General features: G+C 34.4%; 20 protein-coding genes and 1 riboswitch. Of the genes, 15 read left to right on the top strand and 5 right to left on the bottom strand.

Going from position 1 to position 19,389, the window contains the following annotated elements:
- Positions 1-2: 2 nt before the first annotated feature.
- Together ASD98_RS00605 and kaiC are read right to left on the bottom strand one after the other, a co-directional pair.
- Positions 3-296, bottom strand: coding sequence for a circadian clock KaiB family protein (locus ASD98_RS00605; RefSeq protein ID WP_056198637.1), 294 nt, complete (start codon positions 294-296; stop codon positions 3-5).
- A 7-nt stretch (positions 297-303) separates the two neighbouring features.
- Positions 304-1,977, bottom strand: a complete 1,674-nt coding sequence (kaiC, locus tag ASD98_RS00600; protein ID WP_056198635.1) for a circadian clock protein KaiC — start codon at positions 1,975-1,977, stop codon at positions 304-306.
- Between the two features lie 325 nt (positions 1,978-2,302).
- Here kaiC and ASD98_RS00595 point away from each other — a divergent pair, with 325 nt between their 5' ends.
- From ASD98_RS00595 to ASD98_RS00570, 6 genes are all read left to right on the top strand, one after another.
- Entirely contained in the window at positions 2,303-3,046 is a 744-nt protein-coding gene (locus ASD98_RS00595; RefSeq protein WP_056198632.1) for an SDR family oxidoreductase, read from the top strand.
- Positions 3,047-3,389: 343 nt separating this feature from the next.
- Positions 3,390-3,803, top strand: a complete 414-nt coding sequence (locus tag ASD98_RS00590) for a cupin domain-containing protein (RefSeq protein WP_056198628.1) — start codon at positions 3,390-3,392, stop codon at positions 3,801-3,803.
- Positions 3,804-4,111: 308 nt separating this feature from the next.
- Positions 4,112-5,116 carry an alpha/beta fold hydrolase gene (locus ASD98_RS00585; protein ID WP_056198626.1) on the top strand — a complete coding sequence of 335 codons (1,005 nt, stop codon included), beginning with the start codon at positions 4,112-4,114 and terminating at the stop codon, positions 5,114-5,116.
- 102 nt (positions 5,117-5,218) lie between these two features.
- Entirely contained in the window at positions 5,219-5,959 is a 741-nt protein-coding gene (locus tag ASD98_RS00580) for a thioredoxin family protein (protein WP_056198624.1), read from the top strand.
- A 384-nt stretch (positions 5,960-6,343) separates the two neighbouring features.
- A complete protein-coding gene (locus ASD98_RS00575) occupies positions 6,344-7,360 on the top strand; it encodes a sensor histidine kinase (RefSeq protein ID WP_056198622.1) in 1,017 nt (338 codons plus the stop codon).
- Positions 7,341-8,108, top strand: coding sequence for a LytTR family DNA-binding domain-containing protein (locus ASD98_RS00570; RefSeq protein WP_053472760.1), 768 nt, complete (start codon positions 7,341-7,343; stop codon positions 8,106-8,108). The genes ASD98_RS00575 and ASD98_RS00570 overlap by 20 nt, the downstream gene beginning before the upstream one ends.
- Before the next feature lie 229 nt (positions 8,109-8,337).
- On the opposite strand, the gene ASD98_RS00565 is transcribed toward ASD98_RS00570, so the two are convergent.
- From ASD98_RS00565 to ASD98_RS00555, 3 genes are all read right to left on the bottom strand, one after another.
- Complete coding sequence (locus ASD98_RS00565; RefSeq protein WP_056198620.1) at positions 8,338-9,150, bottom strand: AraC family transcriptional regulator; 813 nt, start codon at positions 9,148-9,150, stop codon at positions 8,338-8,340.
- Between the two features lie 348 nt (positions 9,151-9,498).
- Positions 9,499-10,377, bottom strand: a complete 879-nt coding sequence (locus ASD98_RS00560) for an oxidoreductase (RefSeq protein WP_056198617.1) — start codon at positions 10,375-10,377, stop codon at positions 9,499-9,501.
- 371 nt (positions 10,378-10,748) lie between these two features.
- Positions 10,749-11,150, bottom strand: coding sequence for a DoxX family protein (locus ASD98_RS00555; RefSeq protein ID WP_056198612.1), 402 nt, complete (start codon positions 11,148-11,150; stop codon positions 10,749-10,751).
- A 171-nt stretch (positions 11,151-11,321) separates the two neighbouring features.
- On the opposite strand from ASD98_RS00555, the gene ASD98_RS00550 reads away from it, so the two are divergent.
- From ASD98_RS00550 to ASD98_RS00510, 9 genes are all read left to right on the top strand, one after another.
- Complete coding sequence (locus tag ASD98_RS00550) at positions 11,322-11,894, top strand: Crp/Fnr family transcriptional regulator (protein WP_056198610.1); 573 nt, start codon at positions 11,322-11,324, stop codon at positions 11,892-11,894.
- 328 nt (positions 11,895-12,222) lie between these two features.
- Positions 12,223-12,777, top strand: a complete 555-nt coding sequence (locus ASD98_RS00545; protein WP_056198607.1) for a YceI family protein — start codon at positions 12,223-12,225, stop codon at positions 12,775-12,777.
- Between the two features lie 4 nt (positions 12,778-12,781).
- Positions 12,782-13,000, top strand: a complete 219-nt coding sequence (locus ASD98_RS00540; protein ID WP_056198604.1) for a 4-oxalocrotonate tautomerase family protein — start codon at positions 12,782-12,784, stop codon at positions 12,998-13,000.
- Positions 13,001-13,005: 5 nt separating this feature from the next.
- Positions 13,006-13,740 (top strand): SDR family NAD(P)-dependent oxidoreductase, encoded by a 735-nt coding sequence (locus tag ASD98_RS00535; protein ID WP_056198601.1) that lies wholly within the window; start codon positions 13,006-13,008, stop codon positions 13,738-13,740.
- A 73-nt stretch (positions 13,741-13,813) separates the two neighbouring features.
- Positions 13,814-14,191: a nuclear transport factor 2 family protein gene (locus ASD98_RS00530; RefSeq protein ID WP_242412047.1), complete on the top strand. Its 378-nt coding sequence runs from the start codon at positions 13,814-13,816 to the stop codon at positions 14,189-14,191.
- A gap of 16 nt (positions 14,192-14,207) precedes the next feature.
- Positions 14,208-15,293, top strand: a complete 1,086-nt coding sequence (locus ASD98_RS00525; RefSeq protein WP_056198596.1) for a nitronate monooxygenase family protein — start codon at positions 14,208-14,210, stop codon at positions 15,291-15,293.
- Positions 15,294-15,359: 66 nt separating this feature from the next.
- Positions 15,360-15,914, top strand: coding sequence for a hypothetical protein (locus ASD98_RS00520; protein WP_056198594.1), 555 nt, complete (start codon positions 15,360-15,362; stop codon positions 15,912-15,914).
- A 270-nt stretch (positions 15,915-16,184) separates the two neighbouring features.
- Positions 16,185-16,285, top strand: a riboswitch (SAM riboswitch).
- A gap of 279 nt (positions 16,286-16,564) precedes the next feature.
- On the top strand, positions 16,565-17,554 hold the full coding sequence (locus ASD98_RS00515) for a TlpA disulfide reductase family protein (protein ID WP_056198590.1): 990 nt from the start codon (positions 16,565-16,567) through the stop codon (positions 17,552-17,554).
- An 85-nt stretch (positions 17,555-17,639) separates the two neighbouring features.
- Entirely contained in the window at positions 17,640-19,112 is a 1,473-nt protein-coding gene (locus ASD98_RS00510; RefSeq protein ID WP_242412046.1) for an aminotransferase class V-fold PLP-dependent enzyme, read from the top strand.
- The last annotated feature ends 277 nt before the right edge of the window (positions 19,113-19,389 follow it).

Genomic DNA, 19,389 nt, shown 5'->3' with positions numbered 1-19,389 from the left:
GTCTAAGCGTTTACAGGTTTAATATTAAGTCCTACAAGCACTCTTTCTTCATTAGAAAGGTCACCTATAATTTTACGAATAGGTTCAGGAAATTTTCTCACCAGGGTTGGTACAGCCAAAATTTGATCGCCTTCTGCCAATTGCGGATTCTTCAGCAAATCGATAATCTCGATGCTGTATTTTCCTTTTAAGTGTTCTTCGGCGTATTTTTTTATGTTCTCCAGCGCCTTGATCGATTTTGGCGTTTGACCCGCTATATAGAGCAATAATTGCCATTCGGCTACTTCTTTTTTCATTTTAATTTTATTTTTTCTTAGAAGACAGTTTTTCCTGCAATTCTTCTGTTGCTTTAAGGATACTCAGTTCTTCTTCTGCCGATTCAAATTCGGTTCTTAAGGCTTCAATATTGGCTTCAAGGACTTTACGTTTGCGTTCGATTTCACGGTCTTTTCGGCTAATTTCGTTTTGAAGCTTAATATCCGAAATGGTTTTCTTAAACTGATGTGATTTTCTCGCAGCTCCGGTCAGGATTCCCTGCGGGCCTAATTCTACATCCAGTAACTCGATTCCCTTACCAGTTATCACAAATTCCCTTACCTGGTTAGAATGTCCCATTCCTCTGGCTTTGATGATAAAAATACCACGGTTTCTTTCGCCTACGCCTTCCATATCACGAACGGTAATCCAGGTATCTACTAAAGACGAAACGGATTCTTCGGCCAAATCTGGTCTGAAATTATCTGTCTGTTTATTTAAAGACGTAAACATGGCCGTAATATTGTTGGCTTTAAGCATATCGATTAATCGTACGAGCATAGAACGAACTTCATGTTCGCTTCCTACGGTAATAAGATTGCTGATTGGGTCAATAATAATAGTGGTAGGTTCAAATTCTTTGATTAATTTTCTAAGCGTAAGTAAATGCAGTTCAAGTCCGTTTAATGACGGACGTGAAGAATGAATTTGCAGAATGCCTTTTTTAATGTGTTTTTCAAGGTCAATACCAATCGATTTCATGTTGCGAACCAATTGCTGCGGCGATTCTTCAAAAGCAAAATAAATTGTTTTTTCGTTCTTTTCGCATTGTTCGTTGGCAAAATAACAGGCAACGGTAGTTTTGGCCGTTCCCGCCGTTCCTGATACCAAAATATTGCTTCCGCGATAGAAACCTCCGCCATGAAACATCTCATTTAATCCGGGAACACCTGTTGGAATTACATCTGAAGAAACTTCGTTATCCAGTTTTAACGACGTAATAGGAAGTACTGAAATTCCCTCTTCATCAATTAAAAACGGATATTCGTTTGTTCCGTGTGTTGAACCTCTGTATTTTACAATTCGGAGTCTTCGGGTCGAAACCTGTTCAATAACACGATGGTCGAGAACAATAACGCAGTCTGAAACGTATTCTTCTAATCCCTGACGGGTTAAGGTTGCTTCACCTCGTTCTCCGGTAATAACAGCTGTAACGCCTTTTGTTTTGAGCCAATGGAATAATCTTCGTAATTCGGCTCGCAGGATTGCCTGATTATCAAGACCTGCAAATAAAGATTCGATAGTATCCAGAACAACACGAGTCGCTTTTATAGAATCGATGGCGTGGCCCAATCTTATGAATAAACCATCAAGATCGTATTCGCCGGCTTCTTCAATTTCTGATCTTTCGACGCGAACATGATCGACTACGAGTTTTTTATCTTTTTTAAGTTGTTCGAGGTCAAAGCCAAGAGATTTTACATTTAGGGTAAGATCATCCGAAGGTTCTTCAAAAGACATGAAAACTCCGGGTTCGTTGAATTCTGTAATGCCTTTAATAAGGAATTGCATTGATAATAATGTTTTTCCGCATCCGGCGCCGCCGCAGATTAAAGTTGGGCGTCCTTGCGGAAATCCTCCATCCGTAATCTCGTCTAGTCCGTCAACTCCGGTTGGAGTTTTTGGAAATATAAAATGATGTGATTTTGTTTTTTCTTGCACGATAATAAAATTCAGTATTCTCTCAAATATACGTTTTCCTACACGATTTACAATGAATTCTTGTTAAGATTTAACAGCTGTTTAATGAAGTTTTAAAAGTAAATTAAGAAAAAGCGACTGTAAATATGAATAAATCGGATAATTTTAACCAAATAAATGCAAATTCGATGCATATATTTAACACTAATTTTTAATTTTTGCCTGAAATTGATTTTTGAGAATATTCAAATGTTAATTTCTAGTTTGCAGTATACTCCATGATACCTTTAAAAAAGCAATAGCCTTTCCAATTTAACTTTGTCCCATTAATTTTAAACATATAAAAATGGACAATTTAAAAGATAAAGTAGCCGTAATAACAGGCGGAAACAGCGGTATAGGTTATGCTGCAGCAAAACAACTAAAAGAGCAGGGAGCAAAAGTTATTATTACCGGAAGAAGAAAAGAAGCCATAGAAAAAGCAGCACTGGAATTGGGCGTTACGGCAATAACAGCAGACCAAGCGATTGTTTCCGATATTGAAGGTCTGGCTTTAAAAGTTAAACAGGATTTTGGTAAAGTCGATATTCTTTTCATCAATGCCGGAATTGCCGGATTAGGAAATATAGAACAGGCATCAGAAGAACAATTCGACAATATTATGAATGTGAATCTTAAAGGAGCGTATTTCACATTAAGCCGTTTTATTCCAATTTTAAAGGATGGAGCGTCGGTTGTATTTCTTTCTTCAAATACGGCGAGTATGCCCGGGCCGGGATCTTCGGTTTATTCGGCGAGTAAAACGGCTTTGAATTCAATTATGAAATCAGCAGCTTTGGAATTAGCGCCTAGAAAAATCAGGGTAAATTCAGTTAGTCCGGGCCCAACCCAAACCGAAGTCATGAAAAAAGTAGGTTTAGACGAAGCTACCGTAAATGGTATTATGGATATTGTTGTTGAGAAAGTTCCGTTAAAACAAATGGGAAAATCAGAAGATGTTGCCAAGATGGTTTCGTATTTAAGCAGTGAAGGAGCAAAATTCATCACCGGAGCAGATTTCATTATGGATGGAGGAATGGTTCTTTCTTAAAGTTATGAATTATTAGTTATAAGTTATGAGTTGATTTTTTTAACCGCAATCCCGATAACTATCGGGAGCTAAGGTTTAACAAAAGTTCGCAAAGTTTTATTTACAAAGCTTTGCGAACTTTGCGTTTATAGTAAGTCTTACGAGTCAAAATCATTGCGCACTTTGCGGTTAAGTTATTCGCATTTCAAACTCATAACTCATAATTCAAAACTCCTAACTCCAAGACTGTCCGTTTCACCTCAAACTTCGTCCGTTTGGACTATTTTCTCATTTCGTAAGAAGGGTTACCGTTCTACTTTTGACCAAGAAATTAACAACAACAAAATAATTTAAATCAAAAGTTATGGAAACTAAAAAACAAAAAACATGGGTAATAATCGCCATTATCATTTTAGGAATAATCGCCTTTTTGATTCCAAATCAAATCGCAGCACAAAACGGAATAAAACGTACTGATTTACAAAAACACGATTTAAGTATTCCGGGAAGAGAAACCGTTCAGGCCCGAATTGATTTTGACGGACATACCGCTTTCGGAAAACATTCTCATCCGGGTGAAGAAATCATTTATGTATTAGAAGGTTCACTTGAATATGAAGTAGAAGGCCAGCCGCCAGTAACCTTAAAAGCAGGAGAAGTACTTTTTATCCCGGCAGGAGTTGTTCACTCGGCTAAAAACAATACCAATGTAAAAGCATCAGAACTGGCCACTTATATAGTCGAAAAAGGAAAACCGGTTTTGGTGATGAAGAAATAGTTTGCAAATAATTTAACCGCAAAGCACGCAAAGATATTTGGCTTGTAAGATTCTTTAAAAAACGCAAAGATCGAAAAGCTGTACAAAAAAAACTTTGCGAACCTTGCGTAAATCTTAGCGCCCTTTGCGGTTGAATTCATTCGCATTTCATTCATAACTCATAACTCAAAATTCATAACTCAACCATTGTCCATTTCAACTTTTACTTTGTCCACTTCACCTTTTTTCTCCTTTTAAAACGAGGATTGTCAAGATACCTTTGACGAAGAAATTAACTGATAATCAACTAATCAAAAAAAATAATAATTATGAAAACGATAGTAAAAATCAAAAACAGTATTACAAACGCAGTTCTTTTAATTGCCTTTCTTTTAGTAAACGCAGCAGTAATTGCACAAACAGAAAAACCAGAAGGTTCACTAGGGACTTTAAAACAAATCAACGCCGGATTATTAAATGTAGGATATACAGAAGCCGGTCCTTCAAACGGAACTCCGGTAATCTTACTTCACGGCTGGCCTTATGATATTCACAGTTACAATGAAGTAGTGCCTATTTTAGTTTCAAAAGGCTATCATGTATTTACGCCTTATTTAAGAGGTTCAGGAACCACAACTTTTCTTTCTGCAACTACTTTCAGAAACGGACAGCAAGCAGCATTAGCAAGTGATATTATTGCTTTTATGGATGCCTTAAAAATCGATAAAGCCGTAGTTGGCGGATTCGATTGGGGGGCTAGAACAGCAGTAGTTATGGCAGCACTTTGGCCGGAACGTGTAAAAGGTCTGGTTTCGGTAAGCGGTTATTTGGTAGTGAATTTGGAAGCCAACTTAAAACCATTGCCTCCAAAAGCAGAATTAGGATGGTGGTACCAATATTATTTTGCAACCGAAAGAGGAAAACTCGGCTACAGCCAAAACACTTATGAATTCAACAAGCAAATTTGGCAGATCGCTTCTCCGTTATGGAATTTTGACAAAGCAACTTACGATCAAACGGCGCAGTCTTTTAATAATCCGGATCACGTAGCAATCGTAATTCACAATTACAGATGGAGACAATCTCAGGAAGCAGGAGAATCTAAATACGACAGTTTAGAAAAACGCCTTGCAGCAAGACCTGAAATAAAAGTGCCGACAATTACAATAGGAAGCGATTTTGACGGCGCTTTCGCGGATGGAAAAGCCTACGCCAACAAATTCACAGGAAAATATACCCACAGAATTCTAAAAGGAATTGGACACAACGTTCCACAAGAAGACCCGAAATCATTTGCGCAGGCGATTATAGACGTAGCTAATGGTAAATTGTAAATGGTTAATGATTAATTACCTTTTACATCTCACATTTCACAAATCAATATCAAGCATATAAAATTCACAATTCACAATTAATAATTCACAACTTCAAAAATCATGAAAAAGATAAAAATAATAAGTGCTTTTGCAATGCTATTTTTCTTAACCGGAAACACCATTTTCAGTCAAAGCAATCCAGATAAAAAAGGCTTTGCCCTTTTAGAATTATATACTTCAGAAGGCTGTTCGAGCTGTCCGCCGGCAGATGAATTACTTGGTAAAATTCAAAATGAATTAAAGGATAAAAATGTTTATGTACTCTCGTATCACGTAGATTATTGGGACAAACAAGGCTGGAAAGACATCTTCAGCAATGCCGATTATACAAAAAGACAATACGATTATGCTAAATATATGGGCAAAGATCCCATTTATACGCCACAAGTAATCATTAACGGAAAAATCGATTATATCGGTTCTCAGGAAACAAGTTTACGAAACGGAATTAAATCGGCACTTTCAAAACCAGCTTCGACGAATTTAAGTTTAGAAGCCAGTCAAAACTCCAATTCTCTTGCTGTAAATTATAATGTTGAAGGTACTTCAAAAAACAGCCGCTTATTGATTGCTGTAGTTCAAAAAGAAGCCAAAAGCAATGTAAAAAGAGGAGAGAACGCACACAGAGTTTTATCGCACTATCAAATTGTTCGTAATCTTCAATCTGTAGATTTAAACAAAGTTAAAAAAGGGACAACTTCGGTTCATCTTCCTAAAAATTATAATGCACAGGATTTCGAAATCGTCGGGTTTGTTCAGGATATGAATTCAGGGGCAATTTTAGAAGTAAAACGAGTTTAATTTTTTTTAAACACACATAGCTTATTGTTTTTCACGCAGATTCAGCAGATTTATGCAGATCAAATTAAAAAATCTGCTGTATCTGCTTTAATCTGCGGAATCTGCGTGAAATATTTCAAGTGCAAAACTATATGTGAAAATCTAGATTTTCTTTTAGTTCTTTAATTAATCTATGTTCCTATGGGTTAAAATATGTTTCACGCAGATTCAGACAGATTTTGGAGATTTTTTGATTCTATTCCCATATAATTTGCGAATAAAAACTTTGCGCCTCTGCGACTTTGCGAGATTAAAAACAAACTTAAATTATCTTTTTAAATCTGCATAAAATCTTTTTTCAAATAAACTTATCTTTGACCAACAGGATAAAAAACGGATACAATTATGGAAAAATCAAAACGTTTTCAGGTTTCGCTCAAAATTATTTGGGGAAGCTCGATTGCACTCGCAATTCTGGCTTCAATCCCCAAATTATTTGATGCCGATTCTACGCCTGGAGACATCATCATAAACTCTTCAATTACACTGCTGTTCTCCCTTTTTATATGGTATTACAATATTTATAGTTTACCAAAATTTTCATCGCAGCGTACCAATAAAAGTCTGTTTAACTGGAAACTTTTATTGAGTGTTGTTTTGGGGATTTTACTGATGGTGATTCTCGTAATTGCACATCAGGAACTTTTTCAGGTTTCAAAAATGGACGCGCCAATCATGTTCGAACTTCGGGGTATTTTGATCAATTTGATAGTATATATGTTTCTGCATTTACTTTTTCAGAATTATCAAACACAGCAAATGGGAGTAGAGTTGGAACGCACCAAAGCAGTACATTTAGGAGCGCAATACGAATTATTGAAGCAACAGGTAAACCCGCATTTTTTATTCAACAGTCTGAATACTTTAAAATCGATGGTCGATATGCAGGATCCGCAGAGTTCTGACTTTATCCTGAAATTATCTGATTTTTACCGATTTACTCTCGAAAGCAGAAAAATGGATTTGATTCCGTTAAAAGAAGAATTACAAATTTTAGATTCATATGTATATCTGCTGAAAGCCCGTTTTGAAGATGGATTTGAAGTCATAAAAGAAATAGATGACAAACAATACGATTGTGCGATTCCGCCTTTTTCGCTGCAATTATTAATCGAGAATTGTATCAAACACAATGTCGTTTCGCTTGATAAACCTTTGAAAATTAAATTATATACTGAAAATGATTTTCTGGTAATTGAAAATCCAATTCAGCTAAAACGAGGAACTGTATCAACCGGCGTTGGATTAAACAATATTAACCAGCGATTCCTGCATTTGGTTAACAAAGAAATTGAAATTGATAAAACCGAAACCCTTTTTAAAGTAAAAATACCACTGATCTATGACTATCGTAATAATTGAAGATGAAGTAAAAACGGCCAAAGCACTTGGTCAGCTAATTTTGAGTATCAGACCCGATGCTCAAATTTTGTCGTATATTCAAAGTATAGATGGGGCGGTAAGTTATCTTTTAGAAAACGATCAGCCCGATTTAATTTTTATGGATATTCAGCTTGCAGATGGTTTGAGCTTTGAAATTTTCAAAAATGTAGAAGTTTTATCTCCCGTAATTTTCTGTACCGCTTTTGATGATTATGCCATCGACGCTTTCAAATCAAACGGAATCGATTATGTTTTAAAACCTTTTTCAAGAGAAAGTATTTCACAAGCGATTAAAAAAGCGGGTGAACTGAAAAACTTCTTCCAAAGAAATAAAAAAATGATGCCCGATTTCGATTATCTCTTAACGAGAACGGGTGAGAATAAAGGAAAAAGCAGTTTTTTGGTTTTCAAAAACAATAAATACCAAACCATTCAGACAGAAAATATTGCCTTTTTCTACATCAAAAATGAAACACCAACAATAGTAACTTTTGATAAAACTGAATATCAAATTACACAATCTCTGGATGAAGTTCATAAACTTTTATCGGCCATTCAGTTTTTCAGAATCAACAGACAATATTTGGTAAACTTTTCTGCTATAAGAGAAGCAGAGCATTATTTTTCAAGAAAATTGATTCTAAAACTTACTATTCCAACTGAGGAAAAATTATTGGTTGGGAAGGAGAAAGCAACGGCGTTTTTGAGCTGGCTTGAGAATAGATAGTTTTTTTAGTGGTCAGTGGTCAGTTTTTTTTAGTGATCAGTTTTAGTATCAGTTTAAAGAATTAACCTAATGCAGTTTGTCATTTCGAGGAACGAGAAATCGCACACGAAACTCGACAAAGATTGGAGAATTACTGTGTGGAATATCTGGTGCGATTTCTCGTTCCTCGAAATGACAAACTGTGATTAAATCCTGCTACTGATCACTAAAAAAAACTGATCACTGAGCACTAAACTTTTGAAGGCGGCATTCCAAACTGTTTCTTAAAAGCAAATGAAAAATGCGATAAATCCTCAAAACCCACTTCTAAATAAACTTCAGAAGGTGTTTTTCCTTTTTCTTTAATTTGGTAATACGCTTCCTGTAATCTTTTCTGAATTAACCAACGGCTTGGAGAAATATCGAAAATACGCTGAAAATCTCTTTTAAAAGTAGCCAGACTTCTTCCCGTTAAATAAGCGAAACGATCTAACTGTACATTAAAATGAAAATTCTTTTTCATAAACGCTTCGAGATCAATTTTTTCAGGTTCGTTAAAGTCGAATAAAATATCTTTTAATTCCGGATTGCATTGCAGTAAAATCGTAATGGCTTCGTTTACTTTTAAAGTCTGAAGTTCTTCGGTAATAAGCTGATCTTCGTTGATGTAAGGAATCAGCGAATCCATAAAGCTTTTCAATAACGGAACTTCTTTTAACTGCAAAACCATTTCCGTTTCCGGGCTTTTAATTAAACTTGTTTTTTGATTGTATTGTATCGAATAATCACGAAGTGCTTCCTGATTCAAATAAATTGAAATAGACTGAAAAGCCGTATTCGGATCGGGCTGTTTGATGAATTTAATGAGCTGATTTCTTCGGATAAATCTAAAATCGCCCGGATTAAAAACATATTCTTTATTTCCATTATTTAAAGTCAAAATTCCCGAAATCTGAAAACTCAAAACATGTTCTGCAGCAAATTGCTCGCCTTCCCGATTTTGGGTGTAATAGCAGGAATAAGCAATGGGCGATGTTTTTTGATTTATTTTTGAATCGTTCATATCACAAATTTATAAAAAATCAAGCAGTAAGAATTTAAGGCACTCCCTGATTTAAAATTAAAGATTTATTTTGAAACATAGAGAAGCATAGATTATATTCTAAATAAAAGATACATGAAAAATCTAGATTTTTATACATGCTTTGTGTTTAAAATATTTCACGCAGATTTTAATGATTTAAGCAGATTTGGCAGATTTTTTTTTTTAAAATTTAATCTGCATAAATCTGCGTGAAAAAAAAAGCTATGTTTGTTTAAAAAAGTGAAACGCCCTTATAAAGAATGAAAAACTATGTTTCTATGTGTTTAAAATTATACGTTTATCATTGATATTGCATTTTTTTTACTGTTATTTCTTACCACTAAACCATTTAGCTTGCGCTGAATCTAAAAAACTTTCAGAATCTTGATGATCCGTAGATAAACTAATATTCATCCATTTTTCCATTTCTTCGGTTCTGTTTTGATCAGCAATTTGTAAAATTCCAATAGCTTCGCTTCCCAACACAAGATGTACTGGCGGATTTGGATGCGAAGCCAGATCAACCATAACTTTTGCCGCTTTTTCAGGATCTCCAACCGGAACAAAATTTCCAGCTTTAAAGAAATCTGTACGTTGTTTCACTATTTCGTAACCTTCAATATCTTCAGCAAACGTCATTGATGCTCCGGCCCAATCCGTGCGGAATCCGCCTGGTTCAACGCTGGTTACTAAAATTCCGAGTGGTGCAACTTCTTTGGCTAAAGCCTCAGTAAAGCCGCTTAAGCCAAATTTTGCTGCCTGATACATTGTTAAACCCGGATTTCCAACGCGTCCGCCAACAGAGCTTATTTGTAAAATTCGACCAGAAGCTTGTTTACGCATAAAAGGCAGAACGGCACGCGTAATTTCAATTGGCGCATATAAATTGGTTTCTAACTGACTGCGAACTTGTTCGTTGGTATAAGCTTCTGCAGCACCAATTATTCCGAATCCGGCATTGTTAACCAAAACATCGATTCTTCCGAAATGCTCAACAGCTTTGTTTACGGCCTGATGAACTTCATCATAATTGGTAACATCTAATTTCAAAGGCAGAATCTGATTCTGAAATTTTTCTTTTAAATCATTTAACTGATTAATGTCTCTTGCGGTTGCTGCAACTTTGTCACCGCTTTCTAAAACTGCTTCAGTAAGATTACGACCTAATCCTCGAGAGCTTCCTGTAATAAACCATATTTTGTTCATTGTAATTGTGTTTTTAAGTTCATTACAAAGTTACGTCGGGAATGAAGGTTATTGTTTTGTTGAAAAGCTCAAGTTTATTTGTTTTAAAGCTCAAGTTTTTGAAGTTATAAAGGTGCAGAGGTTTTTTTTGCCACAGATTATAAGGATTATATCTAGTATATTATTATTAATTAAAATTATCATTATTTCAATTGCCTCCAGCTTTAGCTGGAGGTTAACAGAAGTATGTTTTAGAGGCTTTAGCCAAAATTGTGTGTTCGGCTAAAGCCATTTGATATTAAATAAAGAAACCTCCAGCTAAAGCTGGAGGCAATAAAAAAAATTAATCTTTGCGACTTTGTGAGATTAAAAAAACATAATACTTTAGAATCTTAATTTTCCTCTGAAACTCTTGCTGTATAGTTTACACTGTATAATTTTCTAAACATTATATAAGTAACACTTACCATAACAAAAGCAATAATAGCATCAATAGTTGCAGGAAAACCTAATACAACCAATTTTGAAAAGAAAGCGAAAATAATATCAAAAAATACTCCCGCAAATACCCATTCTTTTAATCGTAATAATTTATTCGGGATTAATAAGGTGATTACTCCTGAAACTTTCATTACACCAAGGATGTAAATAAAATGTGCAGGATAACCCAATTGTTGTGTAATTTCCCAAACTAATTTGTTGGTTGTCAATTCAAAAAATCCGCTGGCACCAAACCATAAAGAAGTTAAAATAATTCCTGTCCAATAAATAATTTTTGTTGTTTTTGCATTCATGATTTTAAATTTTAAGTTGTTAAACAGGACAAAATTGCGTCAATGGCAGCCGATTTCATATTCAAGTTTTGGTGAAACGGACAAATTCAAATCCCAAATAGACAATCAATAAGTTCATTTGATTTTATAACTTTGCAAAAGATTTTCAAACCAAAATAGTCACCATTTAAAATGGAAACCAAAACACTTTTAAAGGAACATATCGCCAAAACAGCTTCTTTGACAGAAGAACAATTCGAATATTTCTTTTCGCATTTTAAAATGTTATCTTTTAAAAAAGGGCAAACAATTATCAGCGCAGGCGATAAAGTGGATTGTGAGTATTTTGTGATTTCGGGTTGTTTGAAAGCCTTTTATATTAATGATGAAATCAAAATGTATATTCTGCAGTTTGCAATGCCAACCTGGTGGACATCAGATTATAATGCGTTATACAATCAAAGTCCGGCAGCTATAAATGTCGATTGCATTACAGATGCCGTAGTGCTTTGTCTATCCAGCGCCGATCGCGAAAAACTCTGCACCGAATTTCATCAGGTTGAACATTTCTTTCGCTGGAGAACGAATAAAGGTTACATTGCTTCTCAAAAAAGACTTTTGTCTTTTATGAATAATAATGTCAAAATACGTTACGAAGAACTTTTGGCTTTGTATCCTCAATTATACAATTTAGTTCCAAAGCATTTAATTGCGGCTTATTTGGGCGTTTCAAGAGAAACTTTGAGCCGACTTTATAATTCTTAGTTCTTTGTTTGGCCACAGATTTTACAGATTATTTTTTTGTTTGTACAGATTTGGTTTCCGCAGATTTTGCTGATTGAGCAGATTATTTTATCGCTATAGGAATATTGCCTGTGTTTTTAACCACAGGGATGTTGGTTATGACAATACTTTGCGTTCCAGCGGTTGAAACCGCTGGCTATGTTTTTAAATTCTATATAGATATAAAAAAAACTTAGAACCTTAGCAACTTAGTCCCTTAGAACCTTTAAAAAAAAGAATGTGATCTACATCACGTAACCAATTTTTATTGTCGCCGTTCCTTTGTACTGTACTTTTAAATACAATAAAAATGGAAACAATAAATTTTGAAATCGTAAGCTCAAACAGCAGCGTAGAATGGACTGGTAGAAAAGTTACTGGTGCACATAATGGTACAATTGGTATCAAAAATGGTAATTTCATCTTTAATGATGGAAAAATAAAAGGAGGAAATGTTGTTATCGACACCACTTCTATTAAAATTCTGGATGTAACAGATCCGGCAACGAACACTCAATTTGCAGGACATCTTGCATCTGACGATTTTTTCTCTATCGAAAAATTCCCAACAGCGACATTAGATATTTTAAGCGTAAAAGAAATATCAAATACAACTTACCATCTAGAAGGAAATCTGACTATAAAAGACATTACACATCTTGTTGGGTTTGAAGCACAAGTAGAAAACAACCATAATATCATTTCACTTGGAGGTAAATTGATTATCGATCGTACCAAATACGACATCAAATTCCGTTCAGGAAATTTCTTCAAAGATTTGGGAGATACTTTAATCTACAACGACTTTGAGCTTGATTTTAATATCACTGCCAAAGCTGTTTTTTCAGGACAATCTAAAAACTAACATCATGCCTTACGTAAAAATCGAATTGACCCGCGAAGGAGTAACACGCGGGCAAAAACAACAATTAATCAGCGGAATTACCAACCTGATTACAGAAGTATTAAATAAAGATCCGCATTTGACTCACGTTGTAATTCAGGAAATTGAATTAGACGATTGGGGTTATGCAGGAGAACAGGTTTCAGTATTAAGAGAAAAAGGCATAACAGCCGATAAAAAATAAACATCATGAAAAAACAAACAATAATCGTTACCGGAGCAGCTTCAGGTATCGGAAAAGGAATCGCTAAATATTTTTTAGACAGAGGCGATAATGTAGTTATAAACTCAGTTACAGCATCTTCATTAGAAAAAACTTTCAATGAATTTGGCGCAGGCGAAAATCTGGCCATGTTTGCCGGAGATGTAAGCGATAAAAGAACAGGAGAACAATTGGTAAAAATTGCTTTAGAAAAATTTGGTTCTGTAGATGTATTAATCAACAATGCAGGAATCTTTGCCAGCAAACCATTCTTGGAAGTGGACGAAGCATATTTAGATACATTTTTGAAAACCAACCTAAAAGGAACTTATTTTACAACACAATCAGTGCTTCCGCAAATGCTGAAACAACAAGGCGGAGTTGTCATTAATATCGGAACACCATTAGTAAATCACGGTTTAGGCGGATGGCCGGCTTCGGCGCCAATTGCAAGTAAAGGTGCAATTCATGCTTTGACAATTCAGCTGGCTGCAGAATTTGGTAAACAAAATATTCGTTTCAATACGGTTGCTCCGGGTGTAATTCGCACGCCAATGCACGGTGATAACGCAGATCAAAGTGCCGGTTTACATTTATTAAACAGAGTAGGAGAGATCGACGATGTTTCTGAAATGGTTTATACCGTTGCCAAAAGCAATTTTATTACCGGTTCTATCATCAATGTTGATGGCGGAAAAGGTGCAGGACACAATTTAAATTAAGGTGAAAACTATATTATTAACTGCTTTTATGCTCTGGAGTTTTCAGGGCATAAAAGCTCAAAATACTAACAAAATGGAAAATCAAATAGAAATTCAGGCCATTACCGAAGCAATAGAAAACTATTACTTTAAAGGTATTTATGAAGGTGATGAAATTTTGCTTGGCAGTATTTTTCAACCCGGAGCATTGCTTTTTGGTGATATAAAAGGACAGCCGTATTTCAAAACCGTTGATTTGTATTTAGACGGCGTTAAAAACAGACAAAGTCCAAAAGATTCAGGCAAACCTTTTAAAGGTGAAATTCTGCATATAAGTGTTGTAAACTCTATCGCTGTAGCGGAATTAAATGTTAAAATGTACGACTTTAATTATAGGGATTTTTTATCTTTCCATAAGATTAATGGCAAATGGCTTATCGTCAATAAACTGTTGACAGACACCAGCAAATAATTTAAAATTTGAAGCAATGTGGTACAATACAAAAGCTAAGGAACTGTTAGGAATTGATTACCCAATTTTGCAAGGCCCTTTTGGGGGCAATTTATCAACGGTAGAATTAACGGCGACGGTTTCTAATCTGGGCGGATTGGGCGGCTATGGAGCTTACACTTTAAGTCCGCAGGAAATTTACGAAGTTGACAAGCAGATAAAAGCAGCCACGGATAAACCGTATAATATTAATCTTTGGGTTTCAGATCATGACATTCCGGATGGTGGTTTAACCAATGAACAATTTGAAAAAACAAAAGCAGTTTTTAAACCCTATTATGACGAATTAGGAATTCCGTTGCCGGAAAAACCGGCGCCGTTTCAATCGAGATTCGAGAACCAGTTACAAGTTATTTTAGATGTTAAACCGAAAGTTTTCAGTTTTATGTTTGGCGTTCCTTCGGCTGATGTTTTAGAACAATTTCGAAGATTAGGAATTGTTACCGTTGGTGTAGCTACAACTCTGGATGAAGCCATTTTTCTGGAAAGTAAAGGAGTTGATATGATTATCGCTTCTGGTTTTGAAGCAGGTGGGCACCGGCCTTCTTTTTTAACTAACGCTGAAGCATCTGTAACCGGAACTTTTGTTTTACTGCAGTTAATGCGTGAAAAAATAAAAACACCAATCATTGCAGCGGGTGGAATAGCCGATGGAAAAGGCATTGCCGCAGCTTTAACATTAGGCGCAAGCGCAGCCCAGATTGGAACCGCTTTTTTAGCTGTCGACGAATCGAATGCATTACCTATTCACAGAGAAATGTTATTTTCAGAAGCATCTAAATATACTACACTTTCCCGTGCGTACACAGGAAGACTCGGACGCGGAATAACGAGCAGAATCACAAAAGATATAATTGGAAAAGAATCAAACATGCTCCCTTTTCCATTGCAGACTACTTTTATTTCTCCGTTGAGAAAAGCGGCTCTTGATCAGCAAAAATGGGATATGATTTTGTTTTGGGGCGGACAAATTTCGCCAATCTTAAAACATACAAAAGCGGCAGCATTAATGAATTCTTTGATTGAAGAAACTACAGCGTATTTTAATGATTTAAAATCATAACTTTAGGTTGTTTTAATTAACAGGCTTTGGAGAAAATCACTGTAACTGCAAATCAATAATTTTTAAATGAAGTTAAAGAAGAACATTAAAATTGAATCGGCGAAAATAGGAAAGGATAAAAATCATTCTTTAATAAAATGCAATTTCAGAGTTTTAAAAATAGAAAAGTTTTTAAATAGAAAGAAGTATTTTTTCAAAAAAGACGGCATTAGTTCAGGTTATATTCTGCTAGTTTTATCTTCTGAAAATGAAGGTCATAAAATATATTTAGGAGATTCGGGATATGAAAATTCAATTGATAAAAATATTAAATTACTTAAAGAACATATTTTTATTCAAAACAAAAAAGTTAAGTACAAGGAATATTTTATTGTACTGAAAAAAGATCATTTTATAGATAACGAAGCTGTATTTTATGAATTATTTGCCTTGTTTAATTTTTTATTGATTGCCGAATTAAAAGAGAAACTCTCCAAAGATGATTTATTAAAAAAAATAAATAGGTTTAGTCTCTATGGAATTTTCAACTTTAAAAGATGGTCAGGTGTTTCAAACGATCAGCTTTTTTTTGATGTTAACCATAATGTTGGAACAATAAAAAATTATGTTGTTCAGCTTTAATAGAAACTCATTTCAAAAACGAAATGAGTTTTTTTATACTTTTTCAACAGTAAAAAAATAGAATTTCCGAATTTTATTCCGTCAAACGTATGAATTTCCATTATAAAATAATTAATTATTAAAATTTGTATCTTGTTTTAATTTGTTTAATATCAATGAATTGTATAGCGTATAAAATGTTTTTCAAATAAAATTCAAAAAAAATAACTTTAAATACTACTAATTCTGTAGAATTAATATATATTTGTAACACAGAAAAATTCTGAATGATACTTATCCAGAAAGACTGAGGGAACAGGCCCTATGAAGTCTTGGCAACCTGTTACGGAATAAGGTGCTAATTCCTTCCCGCCTTGCGGGACAGATAAGAAAGATTGGCGCAAATCTGGATAAGGTCATCATTGTTAAAATTATTTATTTTTTAAAATGAAAACCAAACTGCATTTTTTACACGATAGTGACGAACTTTTGAATTCAATTTTCGAAGAATATAGTCTTGCTGGTTTCAGAATGCGAAAGCATTAATTCTCTCTCTCATTTCTTTTTAAATACCGTTTATTGAAAGCCTTTTTACATTGGCTTAAAGGAATTCTTTTGCCCAATATTAAACTAAAATAAAAATCATATCATCACCTTAAAATCAAAATAAAATGAAAAAAATACTATTAGGTTTTGCCTTATTTCTTGGAGTTTCACAAACTCAGGCGCAAGAAAGTAATTTACAGTTAAAAGGAACTGTTGCAGATACAGTTGCGCAATATGTGTATCTGCAAAAATTCCATAATAAAATGTTTACCACAATTGATTCGGTAAAAGTAAAAGATGGAAATTTTAGTTTTAAAACTAAAGTTAAAACACCGGAATTATATGGATTAAGTGTAAACACAGAAGAGTCTCCATTGTATATTTTCCTTGAAAAAACGCCAATTACAGTAAAACTAAGCCCAAAAAAATATTATACAAGTTCTGTAGTTGAAGGCTCTGAATCTCAGAATTTATTCGAAGCTTATAAAAAATCGAAAGATGTAGAAATAAGTAAATTCATTACAGAAAATCCTAAATCTATTGTTTCGGCTTATGTATTGTACAGAAACTGGTCTTATAGATTATCTCCGGAAGAAATTACTAAAAATATTGCTTTGCTTGATAAAAGTCTGCAAAGTACCACTTACGTGAAAGAACTAAAAGAACTGGTTACTGTATTAGACGGATTAGCGGTTGGTAAAAAAGCCCCTGATTTTACAGCAAATGATCCGCAGGGTAAACCAGTTCGTCTTTCTGAAAATTTAAAAGGTTACACTTTAGTTGATTTTTGGGCTTCATGGTGCGGGCCTTGCCGAAGAGAAAATCCAAATATCGTTGCGGCTTATAAAGAGTATCACGACAAAGGTTTTAACATTGTAGGCGTTTCTTTAGATAAAAAGAAAGAAAACTGGATTAAGGGAATTCAGGATGATAATCTGACTTGGTTACATGTTTCTGATTTACTTTTTTGGAACAGTGCCATTGCCAAATTATACGGAGTAAGAGCGATTCCAGGAAATTATTTAGTCGATTCAAAAGGAATAATCGTAGCGAAAAATCTTCACGGAGAAGAATTGCAGACTACACTTAAATCGCTTTTAGAACAGGTAAATTAATCGTAGTAATCAGCTGCTCTAAACTTTTGAATTATTCGAAAGATTAAAACAATAATAAATTTAGTTAATTAAAATGATAAAGGAAATGAATGCTATTGAGACAACAACAAAACCAATTGAATTGGAGTGTTACTTCTCTAAATTTAGAGAAAATACAATAGGAGTAAATCACCGTTTTAAATCAGTTTATGGAAAGCAAAACCTGCTTTATGCAGATTGGGTTGCCAGCGGAAGATTATACGCTCCAATTGAGGATATTATGCTCAACAAAATTGGTCCGATGATTGCCAATACGCATTCACTTTCTAGTCAGACAGGAAAAACTTCAACGCATGCTTATCAATATGCGAGAGATATTATTAAGAAGTCGGTAAACGCAAATACTTCGGATGTTTTGGTGACTACAGGAAGCGGAATGACTGCCGCTTTATCAAAACTGCAAAGAATAATGGCTTTGCGAACGAATGATGAACAAGATAAACCTGTTGTTTTTATCACGCATATGGAGCATCATTCTAATCAGGTTTCGTGGTATGAAACCAACGCCGATGTTGTGATTTTACCACCAGATGAAAATAATTTGGTTGATCCCAATATTCTTTCCGAAGAAATTAAAAAATACACTCATAGAAGCTTAAAAATAGGTTCGTTTACAGCTTGTTCAAATGTTACAGGAATTATTACGCCTTATTATGAATTGGCTAAAATTATGCATCAAAACGGCGGACTTTGTTTTGTTGATTTTGCAGCTTCTGCACCGTATGTTAAAATCGATATGCATCCAAAAGATCCGGAACAGCAATTAGATGCTATTTTCTTTTCTCCGCATAAATTCTTAGGCGGACCGGGGACTTGCGGCGTTTTGGTTTTTAATGAAAAATTATACAAAGCAGATTTTCCCGATAATCCGGGCGGCGGAAATGTGAAATGGACAAATCCGTTAGGAAGATATTGTTATAGCGAGGTCATAGAAGTTAGAGAAGATGGCGGAACACCAGGCTTTCTACAAGTAATAAGAGCTGCTTTAGCTTTAGAATTAAAAGACAAAATGGGAGTTTCAAACATTAAAAACAGAGAAAAAGAATTGCTTGCTCTTTGTTTTTCAAGACTTCAAAAAGTAAAAGGGTTGTCAATTTTAGGAGATTTAAAAACGGAAAGAATCGGCTGTGTTTCTTTTGTAATCGAAGATATTCACTATAATTTAATCGTAAGGCTTTTAAATGACCGTTTCGGGATTCAGGTTCGCGGAGGCTGGTCATGTGCAAGTACTTATGCGCATTATTTGTTTAATATAAACGAAAAGAAATCAGCAATTATTACAAACGAACTTTTAGAGAAAAACCAAACTAATAAACCGGGCTGGGTACGTTTATCACTGCATCCCATTATGACAAATGATGAGCTTAATTTTATTTGTGATGCAATTGAACAAGTGTCTTTACATTATAAAAAATGGCAGAAAGATTACGAATATAATTCAATTACAAATGAATTTGAAAATCCTGAAATAAAAGAAACTATAGCCGAAGAAGTAAATGAATGGTTTAAGCTGGATTAAATGTTTAAATAGCGTTAAACCTGAAAGGTTTCGTATGAATTAATTATTTAAGAGATTCGATAATTTTTTCTCTATGTGTAATTCCCCATTTTACTAAAGTTTCTGTTACCGGAAGTACAGATTTTCCATATTCTGTAATAGCATAATACTTCGTGAGAATAAAACGGAAGGAAAAAAGTTAATTATGAAAATTTAGTTTTTTTTCTGCCACGAATTCACGAATTTTTTATTCAGAATTCGTGGAGAAAAAAAATCATTTTAATCCTTTAATCTGTGG

Origin of the sequence: Flavobacterium sp. Root186, assembly GCF_001428525.1 — a bacterium.
In the GTDB taxonomy this organism is placed as follows: Bacteria; Bacteroidota; Bacteroidia; order Flavobacteriales; family Flavobacteriaceae; genus Flavobacterium.
Note: the sequence above shows the minus strand (reverse complement) of the source record. Positions and strands in the feature narration are given on the sequence as shown.

Bases quoted from the DNA above. Each gene is read 5' to 3' on its own strand.
- ASD98_RS00605 (WP_056198637.1), bottom strand. From the start codon at position 296: ATGAAAAAAGAAGTAGCCGAATGGCAATTATTGCTCTATATAGCGGGT.
- ASD98_RS00595 (WP_056198632.1), top strand. From the start codon at position 2,303: ATGGACAATTTAAAAGATAAAGTAGCCGTAATAACAGGCGGAAACAGC.
- ASD98_RS00590 (WP_056198628.1), top strand. From the start codon at position 3,390: ATGGAAACTAAAAAACAAAAAACATGGGTAATAATCGCCATTATCATT.
- ASD98_RS00585 (WP_056198626.1), top strand. From the start codon at position 4,112: ATGAAAACGATAGTAAAAATCAAAAACAGTATTACAAACGCAGTTCTT.
- ASD98_RS00580 (WP_056198624.1), top strand. From the start codon at position 5,219: ATGAAAAAGATAAAAATAATAAGTGCTTTTGCAATGCTATTTTTCTTA.
- ASD98_RS00575 (WP_056198622.1), top strand. From the start codon at position 6,344: ATGGAAAAATCAAAACGTTTTCAGGTTTCGCTCAAAATTATTTGGGGA.
- ASD98_RS00570 (WP_053472760.1), top strand. From the start codon at position 7,341: ATGACTATCGTAATAATTGAAGATGAAGTAAAAACGGCCAAAGCACTT.
- ASD98_RS00565 (WP_056198620.1), bottom strand. From the start codon at position 9,150: ATGAACGATTCAAAAATAAATCAAAAAACATCGCCCATTGCTTATTCC.
- ASD98_RS00560 (WP_056198617.1), bottom strand. From the start codon at position 10,377: ATGAACAAAATATGGTTTATTACAGGAAGCTCTCGAGGATTAGGTCGT.
- ASD98_RS00555 (WP_056198612.1), bottom strand. From the start codon at position 11,150: ATGAATGCAAAAACAACAAAAATTATTTATTGGACAGGAATTATTTTA.
- ASD98_RS00550 (WP_056198610.1), top strand. From the start codon at position 11,322: ATGGAAACCAAAACACTTTTAAAGGAACATATCGCCAAAACAGCTTCT.
- ASD98_RS00545 (WP_056198607.1), top strand. From the start codon at position 12,223: ATGGAAACAATAAATTTTGAAATCGTAAGCTCAAACAGCAGCGTAGAA.
- ASD98_RS00540 (WP_056198604.1), top strand. From the start codon at position 12,782: ATGCCTTACGTAAAAATCGAATTGACCCGCGAAGGAGTAACACGCGGG.
- ASD98_RS00535 (WP_056198601.1), top strand. From the start codon at position 13,006: ATGAAAAAACAAACAATAATCGTTACCGGAGCAGCTTCAGGTATCGGA.
- ASD98_RS00530 (WP_242412047.1), top strand. From the start codon at position 13,814: ATGGAAAATCAAATAGAAATTCAGGCCATTACCGAAGCAATAGAAAAC.
- ASD98_RS00525 (WP_056198596.1), top strand. From the start codon at position 14,208: ATGTGGTACAATACAAAAGCTAAGGAACTGTTAGGAATTGATTACCCA.
- ASD98_RS00520 (WP_056198594.1), top strand. From the start codon at position 15,360: ATGAAGTTAAAGAAGAACATTAAAATTGAATCGGCGAAAATAGGAAAG.
- ASD98_RS00515 (WP_056198590.1), top strand. From the start codon at position 16,565: ATGAAAAAAATACTATTAGGTTTTGCCTTATTTCTTGGAGTTTCACAA.
- ASD98_RS00510 (WP_242412046.1), top strand. From the start codon at position 17,640: ATGAATGCTATTGAGACAACAACAAAACCAATTGAATTGGAGTGTTAC.